19 protein-coding genes are annotated in these 17,391 nt (G+C 39.4%); all 19 read right to left on the minus strand.

Going from position 1 to position 17,391, the window contains the following annotated elements:
- Positions 1–363, minus strand: a complete 363-nt coding sequence (locus tag LQ203_RS11185; RefSeq protein ID WP_063231856.1) for a response regulator — start codon at positions 361–363, stop codon at positions 1–3.
- 18 nt (positions 364–381) lie between these two features.
- Positions 382–1,593 carry a flagellar motor switch phosphatase FliY gene (gene fliY, locus LQ203_RS11190; protein ID WP_230158079.1) on the minus strand — a complete coding sequence of 404 codons (1,212 nt, stop codon included), beginning with the start codon at positions 1,591–1,593 and terminating at the stop codon, positions 382–384.
- On the minus strand, positions 1,583–2,581 hold the full coding sequence (gene fliM / locus LQ203_RS11195; protein ID WP_230158081.1) for a flagellar motor switch protein FliM: 999 nt from the start codon (positions 2,579–2,581) through the stop codon (positions 1,583–1,585). Before fliM ends, fliY begins: the two co-directional genes overlap by 11 nt.
- Positions 2,582–2,633: 52 nt before the next feature.
- Positions 2,634–3,062 (minus strand): flagellar basal body-associated protein FliL, encoded by a 429-nt coding sequence (fliL, locus tag LQ203_RS11200; protein WP_230158083.1) that lies wholly within the window; start codon positions 3,060–3,062, stop codon positions 2,634–2,636.
- The gene (locus tag LQ203_RS11205) at positions 3,059–3,274 is read right to left on the minus strand and encodes a flagellar FlbD family protein (protein ID WP_230158272.1); all 216 of its coding nucleotides are present in this window, start codon (positions 3,272–3,274) and stop codon (positions 3,059–3,061) included. The genes fliL and LQ203_RS11205 overlap by 4 nt, the downstream gene beginning before the upstream one ends.
- A gap of 49 nt (positions 3,275–3,323) precedes the next feature.
- Complete coding sequence (locus LQ203_RS11210) at positions 3,324–4,589, minus strand: flagellar hook protein FlgE (RefSeq protein WP_230158085.1); 1,266 nt, start codon at positions 4,587–4,589, stop codon at positions 3,324–3,326.
- Positions 4,590–4,892: 303 nt separating this feature from the next.
- Entirely contained in the window at positions 4,893–5,528 is a 636-nt protein-coding gene (gene flgD / locus LQ203_RS11215) for a flagellar hook assembly protein FlgD (protein ID WP_230158087.1), read from the minus strand.
- Between the two features lie 8 nt (positions 5,529–5,536).
- Positions 5,537–6,853: a flagellar hook-length control protein FliK gene (locus LQ203_RS11220; RefSeq protein ID WP_230158089.1), complete on the minus strand. Its 1,317-nt coding sequence runs from the start codon at positions 6,851–6,853 to the stop codon at positions 5,537–5,539.
- Positions 6,854–6,867: 14 nt separating this feature from the next.
- Positions 6,868–7,497 carry a hypothetical protein gene (locus LQ203_RS11225; protein ID WP_230158091.1) on the minus strand — a complete coding sequence of 210 codons (630 nt, stop codon included), beginning with the start codon at positions 7,495–7,497 and terminating at the stop codon, positions 6,868–6,870.
- Positions 7,498–7,501: 4 nt separating this feature from the next.
- Positions 7,502–7,948, minus strand: coding sequence for a flagellar export protein FliJ (gene fliJ / locus LQ203_RS11230; protein WP_230158093.1), 447 nt, complete (start codon positions 7,946–7,948; stop codon positions 7,502–7,504).
- Between the two features lie 9 nt (positions 7,949–7,957).
- The gene (gene fliI / locus LQ203_RS11235; RefSeq protein WP_230158094.1) at positions 7,958–9,277 is read right to left on the minus strand and encodes a flagellar protein export ATPase FliI; all 1,320 of its coding nucleotides are present in this window, start codon (positions 9,275–9,277) and stop codon (positions 7,958–7,960) included.
- Positions 9,267–10,037: a flagellar assembly protein FliH gene (gene fliH / locus LQ203_RS11240; protein ID WP_230158096.1), complete on the minus strand. Its 771-nt coding sequence runs from the start codon at positions 10,035–10,037 to the stop codon at positions 9,267–9,269. Before fliH ends, fliI begins: the two co-directional genes overlap by 11 nt.
- On the minus strand, positions 10,030–11,049 hold the full coding sequence (gene fliG / locus LQ203_RS11245; protein WP_230158098.1) for a flagellar motor switch protein FliG: 1,020 nt from the start codon (positions 11,047–11,049) through the stop codon (positions 10,030–10,032). The genes fliH and fliG overlap by 8 nt, the downstream gene beginning before the upstream one ends.
- A gap of 12 nt (positions 11,050–11,061) precedes the next feature.
- Positions 11,062–12,663 (minus strand): flagellar basal-body MS-ring/collar protein FliF, encoded by a 1,602-nt coding sequence (fliF, locus tag LQ203_RS11250; protein WP_230158100.1) that lies wholly within the window; start codon positions 12,661–12,663, stop codon positions 11,062–11,064.
- A gap of 90 nt (positions 12,664–12,753) precedes the next feature.
- On the minus strand, positions 12,754–13,062 hold the full coding sequence (gene fliE / locus LQ203_RS11255) for a flagellar hook-basal body complex protein FliE (protein ID WP_230158102.1): 309 nt from the start codon (positions 13,060–13,062) through the stop codon (positions 12,754–12,756).
- Positions 13,063–13,085: 23 nt separating this feature from the next.
- A complete protein-coding gene (gene flgC / locus LQ203_RS11260; RefSeq protein WP_230158103.1) occupies positions 13,086–13,544 on the minus strand; it encodes a flagellar basal body rod protein FlgC in 459 nt (152 codons plus the stop codon).
- Positions 13,544–13,939, minus strand: a complete 396-nt coding sequence (gene flgB / locus LQ203_RS11265) for a flagellar basal body rod protein FlgB (RefSeq protein WP_230158105.1) — start codon at positions 13,937–13,939, stop codon at positions 13,544–13,546. Before flgB ends, flgC begins: the two co-directional genes overlap by 1 nt.
- A 1,149-nt stretch (positions 13,940–15,088) precedes the next feature.
- The gene (gene codY / locus LQ203_RS11270) at positions 15,089–15,868 is read right to left on the minus strand and encodes a GTP-sensing pleiotropic transcriptional regulator CodY (protein WP_230158107.1); all 780 of its coding nucleotides are present in this window, start codon (positions 15,866–15,868) and stop codon (positions 15,089–15,091) included.
- Positions 15,869–15,973: 105 nt separating this feature from the next.
- Complete coding sequence (gene hslU, locus LQ203_RS11275; RefSeq protein WP_230158108.1) at positions 15,974–17,383, minus strand: HslU--HslV peptidase ATPase subunit; 1,410 nt, start codon at positions 17,381–17,383, stop codon at positions 15,974–15,976.
- Positions 17,384–17,391: the final 8 nt, after the last annotated feature.

The raw sequence follows: 17,391 nt of genomic DNA on the forward strand, positions 1-17,391 counted from the left end.
TTAACTTAATGCTTTATTTATGGCTTCCAATACCCGGTCAGCCTGGAATGGCTTCACGATAAAGTCCTTGGCGCCCGCCTGGATTGCATCAATGACCATGGCTTGTTGCCCCATCGCTGAACACATAATGACCTTAGCTTGAGGATTCACCTTTTTTATTTCTTTTAAAGCTGTAATTCCATCCATTTCAGGCATGGTAATATCCATCGTTACAAGATCCGGATGTGTTTCTTTATATTTTTCCACGGCTTGCGCGCCATCTGCTGCTTCACCGACAATTTCAAAACCATTTTTAGAAAGGATATCCTTTATCATCATTCTCATAAATGCTGCATCGTCCACAATTAAAATTCTATTCGCCATTCTTTTCGTCCCCCAAATTTATCTAATTTTATTTAATCTGTCGCTTTGGCTCATGATATCCGTAACACGGACTCCAAAGTTTTCATCAATCACTACTACTTCGCCTTTTGCTATCAAGCGACTGTTTACCAGGATATCCACTGGCTCGCCGGCCAACTTATCCAATTCGATTATCGAACCGGACGACAGCTCCAAAATATCCTTGACAGAACGCTTCGTTCTTCCGAGCTCCACTGTTACTTGCAATGGAATATCCATCAGCATGCTGAGATTTTTCGTTTCAGTCTCTTGAAGCTGAAAGGGCTGGAAACTAGTGAAACTGGCAGGCTGAACATTTACCGGCTGACCTGTTGGTACAGATGAACCTCCAAAATGTTGCGGCACATCCGGTATTTGGTTCGTAGGTTGAGTTTGATAACCACCTTGTCCATTGAACTCATTTGCCGTTTGGTTCGTTCCAGCGTACTGAAATTGGTCAGGCTCCTGGGATGGATTGTTTATAACTGGATCACTTAATACTTTTTCCGTTTTCATTTCGGTTGGTTCGCTTGTTCCATTTAAAAGTTCAGAAACTAGTCCTTTAGCGAATTCTAAAGGCAGCATTTGCATGATGCTGGAATCAATTAACGTACCGACACGCAGACGGAAAGAGATTTTTGCAAATAAATCCTCATCTGGTATCGCATTTTCTCCTTCACCATTTAAAAAGTTAAGTAAATCTATGCTTGGCGGAGAAATATCAACTTTTTTACTAAAAATAGTCGACATGGATGTCGCTGCCGAACCCATCATTTGGTTCATGGCTTCCTGGACCGCACTCAATTGAATTTCCCCCAGCATGTCTGAAGGATTTAGTCCATCACCGCCAAGCATCAAATCGGCTATGATAGCAGCATCGCTTTGCTTGATGACCAACATATTAATACCTGAAAATCCTTCTGTATATTGAACTTGAATCGCTACATACGGATAAGGGAATTCTTTCGAAATCTGGCCCTTTTCAATGACGGTGACCGTCGGGGTAGTTATATCCACTTTCTGATTCAATAACGTGGATAAGGCAGTTGCCGAACTTCCGAAAGAGATATTACCAATTTCACCGAGAGCATCGAGTTCCATCATTGATAAATAATCGTTCATCGAAAGAGTGTTCACCTCATCTTCTATATCACTTGTACCTTTCAAAAGGGCATCAATTTCGTCTTGTGAAAGCATTTCATCACTTACCATCTTCGTCTCCCCCTTTCAAAATATCAAGAATCTGGATGGCGTGTTTTTTACCTACTTTACCTGGCTGCGCACTATATTTTGGGATTCCTCCAATTTTTATCGTCAAAGGTTCATCGATTGCCTTATTTAAATCGATGACATCACCAACATCAAGCAGCAAAAAATCATGGATCGTGATATCTGTAGAACCAAGTTCAGAAATAATGGGAAGGTCTGCGTTTCGGATACGCTTTTCCAAAATCATGATTTCCTCTGGGATTTTTTCCTTTTGGGAAGTTTCCATCCAATAATGAGCAGATAACTTCGGTATGATAGGTTCTAAAACGACGTGAGGAATGCAAATATTAATCATCCCGCTCGTTTCACCGATTTGGGTATTCAAGGAAATGACAACAACAGTATCGTTGGGTGAAACCAGTTGAAGGAATTGTGGATTCACTTCGAACTCTGTCATCACAGGTTCGATTTCAACAATCGTTCCCCATGCCTCCTGTAAATTTTCAAAAGCCTTCTCGAATAAATTGGACATGATTTTCGTTTCTATTTCCGTTAAACTATCTACCTTATTAACGCTAATGCCCCGCCCTCCCAAAACTCGATCCATCATGGAATAGGCGATATTCGGGTTAACCTCAAGGATGATACGTCCATCTAAAGGCGGCACTTCAAACACATTCAGGATAGTCATTTTCGGAATTGAACGAATAAACTCTTCATATGGGATTTGGTCTGCCGAAGCAACAGAAATTTGAACATATGTCCTAAGCTGAGCCGAAAAGTAAGTGGTCAGCAACCTTGCAAAGTTTTCGTGTATCCTAGTCAAACTCCGGATTTGATCCTTTGAAAAGCGAAGTGCCCTTTTAAAGTCATACACTTTCACTCTTTTTTCTACTTCTTCTTTCTTTAAATCATCTGCATCCATTTCACCTGTGGAAATGGCCGATAACAAAGCATCGATTTCATTTTGCGATAATATTTCCCCGGACATTAACACTCACCTCCAAAGCTTCCCCTTCTTATTTAATGTAGCAAGGATGTTCTTATTGAAGAATCGAGGAGGTTATATAAACCTTTTCAACTTTTCCTTCTTCCATTAATTCATTCATTCTAGTCTTTAATGCATCTTGTAGTTTTTCCTTGCCCTTTTTACCCGTTAACTCTTCTGCTTTCATTTCGGATAGTTCCGTAATAATGATATTTTTCATCTGAAAGCTTCTTTTTTCCAACTCTTCTTTAGCTTTCTTATTTTCTGTTTGGACCATAAATGAGATTTTAATATAATCATTGCCGGCCAGATTCGTTGTAATTTCAGGAATTTCAACGGATGATTTGACAATTTCGTCAATGCTCGGTTTACCTTCGGCAGATGTGGGGTCAGATAACTTTGTCACAACCACGACCGCTATGACACCAACAAGTGTTATCGCCACAAGCATAATCATCATAATTGTCATTAATTTCTTTTTCATGTTCTTTCCTCCACATCATTGCGAAATCCGAGAATATTCACGGTACGATAAAATTGTATAATAGCTTCAACCATTTCCTCTTCCTTCTCAAGCACCACGATTTTCTTGCCATTTGTAAAAGTAATGGTCGTATCAGGCAATGATTCGACTGTATCTATGTACAATGCATTGATATGAAAGCATTTTCCATTGAGTCTTGTGACTTTGATAATGATATTTGGGAGCCAGAGCAAAAAGCAACTGGCTCCTCCCCCCCTTAACTTATCGTTTTAAGTTAACCAGTTCTTGTAAGATTTCATCCGATGTCGTGATAATCCGGGAATTCGACTGAAAACCACGTTGCGCAACGATCATTTCGGTAAATTCTTCAGATAAATCCACATTGGACATTTCCAATGAGCCTGATGCAATCATTCCGCGACCCTCACCTGCGATATTGATGTTTGCAGTCCCTGAATTGATTGATTCCTGAAAAGTATTACCACCTGTTTTCGTCAAGCCGGATGAATTGGAAAACTTGGCAACGGCCAGTTGGCCTAATGTTGTGATGAGCCCGTTGGAATACACGCCATTTATTTCTCCCGATGAACCAATATTAAAACTCTCGAGTTTCCCTTCCTTATTGCCATTCGGATTGACCAGAGCAGTCGTAGACCCTTTTACTTGAGTGAGTTTTGAGAAATCAAAATCCAATTTAACTTTTTGAATGCTTTCATCAACTGCTGTATTCGTGTCGTCCTCTTTGCCGCTTGTAATGCTAAGGGTTTGGTTTGCCTTATTTTTATCCGCAGCCACTATCTGACCATTTGCATCGAAACTCACTGAAGTGAACGGTTTTGGTTTAGTTGCAGAAGCATCCCCCAAAGCAGCAGGTTCTTCATCAAAAAGCTCCCATTTATTATCACCTGTTTTTTGGAAGTAGATAGTTGCCGTCTGTTCTTTCCCCTTATCGTCAACGACTTTTATTTGCTGGCTAAATACTGAACCATCAATGGCATCAGCAGCAAGGTTTTCACTTACTGATATTTTAGTCGTTGTTACAGCAGGTAAAATCGCATTGACATTAACAGCAACGTCACCGATCGTTTTTGATCGTTTTCCGTTTTCATCAACCTTGTAGGCTTGTACTTTCAGACCATTCGAGTTGACAAGCGTACCATTATCATCCAGATAGAAGTTTCCTGCTCGTGTATAGGAAAGTGCATCGCCTTGCTTGACGATGAAATAACCATCCCCGGATATTCCTAAGTCAAGATCGCGACCGGTAGTTTGCAAGCTTGATTGCGAATGGATGGTATCGATTGTAGCAATCGTCGAACCCAATCCAATTTGTTTAGAGTTAGTTCCACCTTTATTGGCTGTTGCTGCACTTGCACCAGATACGGTTTGGTTCATCGCATCGCTGAATGTCACCCGGCTTTTTTTGAAACCGTAAGTATTGACATTGGCGACATTATTACCGATAACATCCAATTTTGTTTGTAAGTTTTTTAATCCGCTTATTCCTGAATACATCGAACGAAGCATGTAAAAGCTCCCCTTTCATATATCGACTGCTCCTGTCCTTTCACAGTCATGGCTTCCCATACTGGGTCCAGCCTATTAATCCAATTAATGTTGGTGAAAATTCAAGACGATGCTTCATCCCTGTCCATGACTGATGACGTTGTTTTTCGTGCTTTCAATCAACCGCATTTTTAGCATGTTTACTATTGATCAAATGCGATTGAAACCCTTGTTGAATCAACTGTCTTTGCCGCAAGGGCAAGCTTGTTCAAGACATCATCTGAGCGGAATTCGCTCGAAAACCAAGTTTCATATTCCGCCCTCTTAAGCTCCAGCGATTTTAGTCAATTGATCTGATGATAGCTTGGTGTTGCTTTCATCATCCACTTCAATTTGCAGTTTGCCATTATTCATGGAAACAGAGATAACGACTGCAGATGACTCCCCATTTTTTTCATCCTTCCAAGAAACACGCTTGCCTATTAGCTCACTAGCCTCCGTTAAGCTATTGGATGCGGTACTTCGCTGCTCCATGGCCGAAATGTTCGCTGGCTCAAGTTTTGTGCCATCTTCTAAGATAAAATAAACACTATCACCCTTATATTGAATGGATTTCACGACGCCTGTCCCTTCTTCTATCGCAAGATCATCATCACCTTCATTTAATTTATGCCAAGTGACTTCCTTACCGACAAAAGTGTTATAGTTCATTAAACTATTTTGTTGATTGTTCCCGATTATTTTTTCAAGTTGGACTCCCATATTCATCATCTGTTCCAGAGAAGAAAAAGTGGCCATTTGAGCGATGAATTCTGTATTGTCCATAGGGCTTGACGGATCTTGGTTTTGAAGCTGGGTAAGCAATAATTTCAAGAAATCATCTTTTCCCAATGAATCCCCAGTATTTCTATTACCATTTTGATAGTTTGATAATAAGAGTGATGTATCGATGGTCGTCACTTTTTCACCTACACTTCCAGATTTAACAAAGCTTCAGCAAGGGAGCCTATAAATTCACTTTCTGTCTCATCATGGCTTTCTTCCTTACTCTCATGTTGATTAGGTTGTTCTTCCTCATCTTTGTGGTTGAATTTCTCAGAGGTAAAAGCATTGTACGCCTGTGAAATTTCAATTTTTTCGATTTGGATATTTTGACCGCTAAAGGCATGTTTTAAGCCGTGAATCTGTTTTTCCATCATATCTTTTGCCTGTGCTGTAGTAGCCATAATCTTAGCTGACAACATACCATCCTTTTGAATCAACTCGATTCTAAGTGACCCTAGATGTTCTGGATTCAATCTGATCAACAGTTTATTTACACCGTTCATTCCGCTGAAATTCGCCTTACTTAGAATATTTTCAAATTGTTTAATAAACTCTTCTTGGCTCACATTTTTCTCCCCAATGGATGGTGCTGTCAAGACGAATTGTTCCAGCTTTGTCATGTGAAAAGGCATACCAGAACCTTGAAAGTTACCACTATCAACTGTTTTCAAAGTGACAACGTTTGGGATTCTTCCAGCTTTACTTACCTTGGCACTTCCAGATAATTGTGAGAAGACGCTTTTCAATGTTTCGATTGGTTTATTCTGCCCTTTTTCCAAATTGCTGGAATTGTCAGGATCTGAATTTGTTTTTTGCTGATTGGACAGCCATTTTTCCAGTTTTCCCGTTATCCCTTCAAGCAGATTTTTCATTTGTTTCTGGATGGCCGCTTCATCTTGTTTCAAATCCTGATTCTCCGAGAGAAGATCTTGAATTTTCACCAGTTTCAAAAGGTTTACCACACCAGCTGTTGGAAGTTGCTTCCACTCTTCCTCTCTTAACACAGACACTTTTTTTAGGATGGTATACAGTTCCATGACATTGGCTGATAACAAACTTTGTGAACTTAGGCTCAAGTCATCTTGTTCTTTTTCCAAATCCGTTTCCTCTATGCTCTCAAAGAATTCCGTTAGCGCCCCTTCATCATTGCCGGTTACTTTTTTTAGTACCTGTAAAAGGTTGCTAACTTCTTCTTGGTTGTTTACTGAAGTATCATCAACAACACTCTCTTCGTCTGGATCACTTAACGTATCAAGTTTCAAAAATCCAAGCAAATCCCTTAAAGCAGACAATCTCGCTTCAGTGACGTCAGGGGATTCTGCATTCGATTGAATGGATGGTTCTGCCCCTAAAGATTGAAGGAATGAACCAAACCCGGGATTCGTTTGCTGGTTAGGCTTTATTGATGCCTTTTGACTTACTGATGCCAAGGGGAGTAAAGAATTAATAGCTGAATTCATATTATTCACATCCTTCATCTTTCCTCTTGAGAACTTTGTTCCGTCAGTTTCTTCGTTAACCTTGCAGCATCTGCCGTTGTCATTTGCTCCAATACCTTCGCTAAAGTGCCTGCCTTCATACTTGAGAGAATCTCCATTGCGTCATCATCATTCATTTCTGTAAGGATAGGTGCAGATTTCTTAGGAGCCATGGTTTCATATGTACGGATTATTTCTTTAAACGCCTGTTTATTACCATTCTGACTATTCTTAAGTTGATTCATGTCTGTTTGAAGCTGCTGTTTTTCTAATTCTGCCTTTTCTATGACCTTGTCACGTGTATCAATGATGCTCTCGAGCTTGTCTATCTCTTTTTCCTTGTTTTCAATCTCCATTTCCAATTTTTCCAGCTTCAATGAAAGTTTCTCATCACTCTTGGCTGGGTTTCCTTTTTCTTCGCCCTTTTCATTCGATTCAATGAAGGGGATTTTTGCAGATATCTCTTTCACCTTCTCCCCTATATTGACCCCTGCAACCGTGAAAACGATTAGCACTACCACTACAGCAAAAATTAAAGGAATGAAGATAACAAGAAACCATTGAAACTTACTTATCTTGCTTTCCTCCAATTCTTCCAATCCATTAGATTCACTTTTTTTACGCATTCCATCACCTAACGCCTTTGCTTAAGAATTGCCGGATTGATATTTCATCCATTTGTTTATTCTCAGCTTCCTTTATGACTTCAAGGAATTTAAGAAAATCATTTTCTTTCATTTTCTCGTACTTTTTAACCTCAATATTTCTTTCCATTACTATATCCCGTTGAACATTCATCTTGTATCGTGCTTCAATGACATCCTGCTGACAATGGCTTAAGAGTTTTTCCAGGTTGTCCATAAATAGCTGATGATGTCGAATTTCCTGGACGGATAATCCATTTCGCAGTTTTTCCTGCTGAAATTCAAGCAACTCTTCTTTTTTCTTTAAGAGCTTATATAATTTCTCTGCCACTTCTTCAAACCTTTTTAAAGCAGCATTATATTTAGCCAGTGCATCGCTTTTTTCTTTTTCTTTGATGGTCAGGATCTTCTCGAATTTATATTGATAAATCATAACTATTAACTAATCACCTTTCTCCATCAATTCGACAAGGGCATTAATACTATCATTTTTGGGAGATTTCTCATGCGTTCCTTGCTTTAAAAATGAAATGATTTCCGGATAACGCGTAATGGAGGTATCAATTTGCTTTGAAGATCCCCTTTTATAAGCTCCTATATTAATTAAATCTTCCGACTCCATATAGGTTGATAAACTCGCTCTCAATTTTTCCGCAGATTTTTTATGCTTGTTCTCAACTATGTTATTCATGACACGGCTTATACTCTTTAATACATTGAGAGCTGGAAACTGTCCTTTATTTGCTAGATTTCGGTCCAGTATGAAGTGACCATCCAATATTCCCCTTACTGCATCAGCGATGGGCTCATTCATATCATCTCCGTCGACAAGAACCGTATAAAAAGCTGTAATGGTACCAAGTTGATTTGTTCCCGTTCTTTCCAGTAACCTTGGCAGGATGGCGAATACGGATGGCGTATATCCTTTGGTCGTCGGGGGTTCACCGATAGCAAGCCCAATTTCCCTCTGGGCCATCGCAACCCTTGTGACCGAGTCCATCATCAGCATTACATTCAATCCCTTATCACGAAAATATTCGGCGATGGCCGTTGCCGTTAAAGCACCTTTTATCCGCATAAGTGCTGGCTGATCAGACGTCGCTACAACAACGATTGATCGTGCTAGCCCTTCTGGTCCAAGGTCCCTCTCAATGAATTCCCGAACTTCACGGCCACGTTCTCCAACAAGGCCGATAACGTTTAAGTCAGCCGTCGTATTCCTTGCCACCATACCAAGCAACGTACTTTTCCCCACACCGCTCCCTGCAAAGATGCCTACACGCTGACCTTTTCCAACTGTCAATAAACTATCAATCACCCGTACTCCTACATCTATCGGTTCATTAATGGGAGGTCGTTTCATCGGATTTGGCGGGTCTTGATCCACCGGAACGGTAGCGAGGCCTTTCGGAAGCAGGGAATCATCAAGAGGATGACCCATTGGATCGACTACCTTGCCAATCAACCCACTGCCTACCTTTATCTCAAGGCTTCGTCCGCTTCCTTCAACGATACACCCCTGTGCAATATCACTGACTGCGGTAAATGGCATTAAAATAACAATTTCATCCCGAAAACCGACAACTTCTGCCAATATTCGATTTTTCTTTTTTTGTATACCAGTATAGATATAACAAATGTCGCCTACAGAGCTTTCAGGGCCTTGAGATTCTATCATTAAACCTACCACACGTTTTACCCGTCCATAATTTTTGAATGGATCGACTTCATCAATTAATGGCAAGAGGTCACTAGCTTTCATCTTTATCCCCTTCCAGCAGTTCAGTAAGTTTCACTTTTATTTCATGTAGCTGACTATCGACACTGGCATCTATCTTTCCTGTTTCGGATTCGATAATACAGCTGTCTTCTTCAAGTTCATCGTCTGGAAAGATATACAACTCTGTATCCTTTGGAAAGATGGAAATTAACTCTTCCCTATGGGAAAGAATAGATTGATATTGAACCGGGTGAATGTGCACTTGCACTTCCCTGTGATCCCTTACCTCTTTGATGGCTTTTTTGACGATGGATAAAAAAGATCCTTCATCTTTATCAAGCTGTTGCCCGATAATTTTTTCTGCCACTTTAACAGCAAGATTCAAAATAACGATTTCAGATGATTCGATATGCTGCCGATAATCTTTTTTTGCGGACTCTACCACTTCTTTTGCAAAAGCGATATCTCCTGCAATTTTGTTATAGCCCTTCTGGATGCCATCCTCCACTCCTTGCTGATACCCTTCTTTTTGAGCTTGTTCGATATATAAAACCTTTTCTTGATTTTTCCAATTTTCTCGATCTTGCTGGATTTCTGCAGCAATTGCTTGGGCTTTTTGTTTAGCATCAAGTAATAAAACTTCAGCTTCCTGTTTAGCATCGTTCAGAATATCATCAGATTGAAAATGGTGAAGGGGTTTCCCCTCATCCGCATTTTGAATAAAGTCAAACTGCCGAACTTTAATCGCTATCTTTTTACTTTTCTCGTGTTGTGCCTGCTGGGATTTTATAATCCTAGACAATGATATCATCCCCTCCACCGCGGGCAATCACAATATCTCCAGTTTCTTCCAGACGACGGATAACAGCGACGATTCTGGATTGTGCTTCTTCTACGTCACGTAAACGTACAGGCCCCATATATTCCATTTCTTCCTGGAACGTTTCAACCATACGTTTCGACATGTTTTGGAAAACGATTTCCTTCACCTCATCACTTGCCACTTTAAGGGAAAGTTTGAGATCCTCGTTTTCAGATTCCCTGACTACACGCTGAATCGCTCTGCCATCAAGTGTCACAATATCCTCAAACACAAACATCCGTTTCTTGATTTCCTCAGCAAGATCAGGGTCCTGGATTTCGAGTGCATCCAAAATCGTTCGTTCCGTCGACCGGTCTACTCCATTCAATACATCTACAACCGCTTCTACTCCACCAGTCTGTGTATAATCTTGTGTCACAGTCGCAGAAAGTTTCCTTTCTAGTATTTGCTCCACTTCATTGATGATTTCCGGCGACGTACTATCCATTAAAGCAATCCTTCTTGCAATATCCGCCTGCACCTCTTGCGGAAGTTCAGACAATATTTGTCCAGCCTGTGCAGGATCCAGATAGGACAAGATTAATGCAATCGTCTGCGGATGTTCGTTCTGGATGAAATTCAAGATCTGTCCTGGATCTGCCTTTCGTGCAAAGTCGAATGGGCGAACCTGTAAGGACGATGTTAAACGATTAATGATGGCCGTCGCCTGGTCGGACCCTAATGCCTTTTCAAGGACTTGCTTAGCGTATCCTATCCCCCCCTGCGAGATATAATCCTGAGCTAAAGCAATATTATGGAATTCTTCTAGGATTTCTTCTTTATCATGCGAATCCACTTTTCTAACTCCTGAAATTTCAAGGGTCAATCTCTCAATTTCCTCTTCAGAGAGGTGCTTATATACGGATGCAGAAACATCCGGGCCTAAGGAAATAAGGAGGATGGCAGCTTTCTGTTTGCCAGTCAATCCGGCCTTTTTTTTTCTGTCTGTCACTTGCACAGCCTCCTAGTCTTCTGCTATCCAGCTTCTTAATAATTTTGCAAATTCATCTGGTTTTTCTTTTGCCAATTTTTCTAGTTGTTTTCTTTTTAAAGATGCTTCTGTTTCCTTCTCTTTGTTTAAATCCGGTACATCGAATATGACTTCTTCTTCTTCTTCAATCACGTACTCCTCTTCCATATCAGATTGCTTTTTGGAACGTAAGAATAAGAATAAGAGAATGATAATGATTAGTAAAAGCACTCCACCGACAATGTATACCCAAATTGGTAACGAAGAACGAGCATCATCTTTTGGCAGCGTCATTTTTCCGTTAAACGGTTGAACCGAAATAGCTATTTTATTAGTAAGCTCTTCGTCCGTAAGTTCTTCCCCTGCGGCTTTTTTCTCGATTGTCGTGCGTATTATCGTACCAAGGATTTGTGTAATATCATCCACACTCTGTTGAGATAAAGAATTTGGATCATCTGCTGTAGGCGGTTCAACCATGACCTGTATATCCAAATCTTTAACTTTATATGGACTTTCCACTATTTCCTTCTTGATTCGGTTCACTTCGCTATTTATCGTTTCATCCACTTTTTCATAATCACCGGATCCGGTTGTGCCTTCAACGTAATTAGATCCCAATGAATCAGAAGAGTCCTCGCTTTGCGGAATGCCTCCTGCACCAGCTGCATCCCCACTATACGTTTCATTGATCCTTTGCGCAGAAATCTCAATTCCAGCCATATTTTCTTTATCAACGGGCTCAACTAAATTCTCTTCCCGGTTCTCTTGAGTGAAATCGATGTCTGTCGTGACAGAAACAACCACTTTATCTCTGCCCATAATCGTTCCAAGCATATTTTGTACTTGTCTTTGAATATCGCGTTCTATTTCTTTTTTAATTTCATTTTGAGTAGCAAATGCGGACGCGAAAGAAGAATTTTCATTTTCTAGATCAAAATACTCAAAGTCTTGGTTCATAATGACGATATTATCTGTAGGCAAGTTCGGAACACTTTTTGAGACAAGATGATAAAGTGAATTGATTTGGCTTTCTTCAAATTTATAACCAGGTTTCGTTGTCAATACAATGGATGCTGACGCTTCCTCAGCTGCATCACTAACAAACACTCCTTTATCAGGAAGAGTGATCATCACACTGGCATCTTCAACTCCATCAATCTTTTTTATTAAACTGGCAAGCTCCGTTTGCATGGAGTCCAATTTAATGACATTGAATTCATTTTCAGTCATTCCGATACCAGCACTTTGACTAAAAAAAGAATAATCAATATTACCCGATTCAGGGATGCCTTCAGCTGCCAGTTCCACTTTAAGTGTATCCACACTCTCTTCAGGAACCTTTATCGTCGTACCGTTTTCAGAAATTTCATTCTTAATACCTTGACTGTCTAAATTTTCCTTAACACTCCCCGTCTCCGATGGAGTTAAATTGGAATATAAGGGCACCAGCGCCGTACGCGTGGTTAAAATGGAAACAGCCGTAATGATGATGATCATCACTGCTGCTGAAGCAATCATCATGATTTTTTGTTTTTTACTACGGCTCGTCCAGAATGCAGTTATTTTATTTTTCATATTCATTAGTACATCATTCATTTAAATCCCCCGGTCAGTCTATGAATTTATGAGTGGGAGATTCATTTTCCCCCTGGTCATTTCTATTTTTTGAGGTTTTAAAAATGAATGCTATATACTCATTCTCATCATTTCTTGGTAGGCTTCTACCACCTTATTCCGAACCTCTAATGTAGCCTGCATGGTAACACTGGCTTTTTGTGAAGCTATCATCACCGAATGCAGCTCAACATCATCCCCATTCACAAGCTTGGTTGTCAGATCATCAGATGCCACCTGTGTTTTATTAACTTTATTCAATGACTCTTTTAATACGGACGCAAAATTTTGCTGTGCTTCGTATGGTGTAATTGTGTTACTCTGATTTTTTTTCAGTACATTAACTCCATTGCTCACTGCCGAAAGAGAAATCCCCTCCATATCAACAATCTCCTTTCACATTTTTATTTGCCGATTTCCAATGCTTTCATCATCATTCCCTTTGATGCATTTAAAACTGTCACATTGGCTTCGTATGATCGAGTGACACTCATTAAATCGACCATTTCCCTAAGTGGGTCGACATTTGGCATTTCAACATATCCATCTTCATTGGCATCTGGGTGTTGGGGATTATAATCCAGTTCAAAAGGTGTTTTGTCTTTTATTATTCCCGACACCTTCACTCCATTCCCTACACCGCTCGTTTTTCCGGATGCTGTGTTTAAGAAGCTTGAAAAACCCTGTTCCTTACTTTGCAGCACGACTGCTTTTCTAGAGTATGGCTTCCATGATTTCGTTTTGGCATCATATTCAGCCCTCGTCGTGTCAGCGTTGGCCATATTTGCAGAGATAACATCCATCCTTAACCTTTGACTCGTCAGGCTAGATCCGGTCATATTCATACTTTGGAAAATCCCCATCACTTACCTCCTCTAATTACATTCTCCAATGATTGAAACTTACCTGAAAGCCTGTCAGAAACTGCATTAAAATAAATTTGATTGGCAGCAAGATCCGTCATTTCCTTATCAACATCCACACTGTTTCCGTTATTGTTATATTGAACATTTTTCTTTGTCACGATGTGAGAGGAATGACTTCCCTCTGATTTGAAGTTAAAATGTCTTTCATCGGTACGATATGACTCTACGGAAGATTTCAGCTCCGCTTTAAAAGATTGTGTTTTGTCGACTTCTTTTGCCTTATAGTTAGGCGTATCTGAATTTGCTATGTTCTGTGAAATGACTCTTTGTTTTGTAGTCGAATAATTAAGTCCATTTTCTAGTGATTGAAAAGTATTTGAAAATAACTCCATATCGATCACCTCTTTCTATAATTAACAGATGGTTCCTCCACAAATAAATTTACCCAAACCATTTATTCTTTAATTTTAATGAAACATAATGACTATGTCTATAAACCACACATAGACTTTAGACCTATTATAGTCGAAAAATGTCATTAATTGATTAATTTTGACGATTTTTTTAGTATTATTCAATGATTAAAATTACGTTATATTACATTTTAATAGGGTATTCTACATTTTACCCATATTTTACTTCCATTAGCTTATTTATCATATCGAAAAACATATCCATGTACCTGATACTTTAGAACTAAATTCCGAATTTAATTTTAAGTATTTTTTTCCATTTACTCAGTTTTAGCCTTTTCATATAAAGGATATTTAAAAAAATAAGCGATGAAAACTGATTTTCTTTTTTTGAAAAAAAGAGAAATTTTCGAGGTAATGAATCCATTCGACAATTTCAGCAAATTTTTCCTAACAACAAGATTTACAGAAATCTGATCCATTATCAATGGAAACATTGAAAAATTCACACAAAAAACATAAAGTTCCAGAAGTTATCATTTTTCATCATTACAATAGTTATAATAGTATAATTACTCTCATTTTTTCACTTTATTTTCCTTCCGATATAGAAACCACGCTTATTTTCATGTTCCATATCAGATCAAAATGAATTGTCCATTTTTTCTAACTTACATATTTTTATAAATCTCTTAACTTGTTAGTCATAGTTGGCTTAAAAAACAAAAAAGGCAGCCCTTTTTCAAGGTCTGCCTCAGACTTTAGAAATTCGAATGTTGATTGGAACTTAGGGAACTTTCTTTCCGCGCGCGGTCTTTGCGTATGCGGGGTCTCCCTGGGACGGGTATTCCAGCAGGAGTCTCGTACCTTCCGTTCCATCAACTTTATTTTAACCGTTAGATAGAACTCCTTTTGCCTACAGTTTTTTTTGTTTTACAAATGAAAGTATTAAAACTCGAGGTGATAAGAATGCTTTCTTTTCACACGTGTGAATGACAGTGCGCCAAACTACCAAAAATGGCCTAAGTAATGACCTCGGAACGGTCACTATTCTATATAACTGCTTCAAATCCAATAAAAAAAACAAAAAGGTTTCGGATTAAGATCAATCCGAAACCTTTTTGTTTTTTAATTATTTTTAAGCTTCTCTAATTCAAGTAGGAATTTATCATTCAATACTTTGATATAAGTACCTTTCATTCCAAGAGAGCGTGACTCAATGACTCCTGCACTTTCTAGTTTCCTAAGTGCATTAACGATTACGGAACGAGTGATGCCTACACGGTCCGCTATTTTTGATGCAACTAGTAGACCTTCATTACCTTTAAGCTCTTCAAAGATATGCTCAATGGCTTCCAATTCGCTGTATGATAACGAGGAAATTGCCATTTGAACGACAGCTTTACTACGCGCTTCTTCTTCAATCTCTTCTGATTTTTCACGTAGGATCTCCATACCGACTACAGTAGCACCATACTCAGCTAAAATTAAATCGTCATCGTGAAATTTTTCCTGTAATCGAGCAAGGACCAATGTTCCTAAACGTTCTCCTCCACCCATAATCGGTACGATCGTAGTCAATCCCGATGCGAAAAGTTCTTTGTTTTCAACTGGGAAAGCCGTGTATTCACTTTCGATATCAAGATTGGAAGAAGTTTCAGGAATATTAAATAAGTTTTTTGTGTACACTTCAGGGAATTGTTTATCCTCCAACATTTTGTACATGCGTTCATTTTCGATTTGCTGACTTACAGCTATGCCCAATAATTTCCCGCGGCGGCTGACTACAAATACATTCGCTTCGATAACATCACTTAAGCTTTCAGCCATTTCTTTGAAATTGACTGCTTTACCTGCTGCTTTTTGGAGCATTGCATTGATTTTTCTTGTTTTTGCTAATAAGTTCATTTGATTTGTTCCTCCTAAAAATACCATGGTTCACATAACTATGAAGTTGTATTTCCGTAATTTTATGTTCATTGCATTGTCAAATTAATACCATTTTTCTGAATCTTAAAGGATAAACTGGCTTAAATCTTTGTTCCGGGCGATAGAACCTAGCTTGCCTTCGACATATTGGGGTGTAATTGTAATCTTCTCCATCGTAATTTCCGGAGCTTCAAACGACAGGTCTTCAAGCAGCCGTTCTAAAATGGTATGAAGTCTTCTTGCACCAATATTGTCTGTGTTTTGATTTACTTCGAAGGCCACTTCAGCTATCTTACGAACAGCATCGTCAGAAAATTCAATTTCTATACCTTCGGTTTCCAATAAAGCTACATATTGTTTTAACAAAGCATTATCAGGCTCATGAAGAATCCGCACAAAGTCATCAACAGTCAGTTTGTTCAATTCTACACGGATAGGGAATCTACCTTGTAACTCAGGGATAAGATCGGATGGCTTAGCCATATGGAAGGCCCCTGCCGCAATGAAGAGGACATGATCCGTTTTGACTGACCCATATTTAGTCACGACAGTTGAACCTTCGACGATCGGGAGGATATCCCTTTGAACGCCTTCTCTTGAAACATCCGCTGATGAACTTCCAGATTGCTTGCTGGCAATTTTGTCGATTTCATCGATGAAGATAATCCCATTTTGCTCTGCTCCATAAACAGCATCTGAAGTGACTTCATCCATATCAATCAATTTCGAAGCTTCTTCATTTGTTAAAACAATTCTCGCTTCACTAACTTTCAATTTGCGCTTCTTGCTTTTCTTCGGCATCAAGCTTCCTAAAGCGTCCTGCATATTCATCCCCATTTGTTCCATTCCCGAACCTTGGAGCATATCAAACATCGAAGCAGCCTGTTCTTCCACTTCGACCGTTATCATTTCACTTTCTAATTCGCCATTAGCCAGCTTTTCAGCGACAATTTTTCTTTTTTCCTGCAAACTTAAATCTTCGGAATTATCTTCCGAATCCTGTTCATCTTGATTGTTACTGCCTCCAAAAAAGACTTCAAGAGGATTTTTGAAATTACTCTGTTTTTTTGTTGATGGGACTAATAGCTCTATTAAACGGCGATTTGCATTTTCTTCTGCCCGTTCTTTTACGCTTGCCATCTTTTCTTCCTTCACGAGGCGGACGGATGTCTCTACCAAATCACGAACCATGGACTCTACATCCCGGCCGACATATCCAACTTCCGTAAATTTCGTTGCTTCAACTTTTATAAAAGGAGCACCTACCAATTTAGCCATTCTCCGAGCTATTTCTGTTTTCCCAACGCCTGTCGGTCCAATCATTAATATGTTTTTCGGAACGACTTCATCACGAAGTTGATCCGAGAGAAGGGAACGTCGGTAGCGATTCCGAAGAGCCACCGCCACTGCCCGCTTTGCCTCACGCTGCCCTACGATATATTGATCCAGTTTTTCAACGATTTGCCTCGGTGTTAAATTAGCTTTATTTGACATTTGCGCTC

This window comes from Peribacillus sp. Bi96 (genome assembly GCF_918698115.1).
Lineage (GTDB): Bacteria > Bacillota > Bacilli > Bacillales > DSM-1321 > Peribacillus.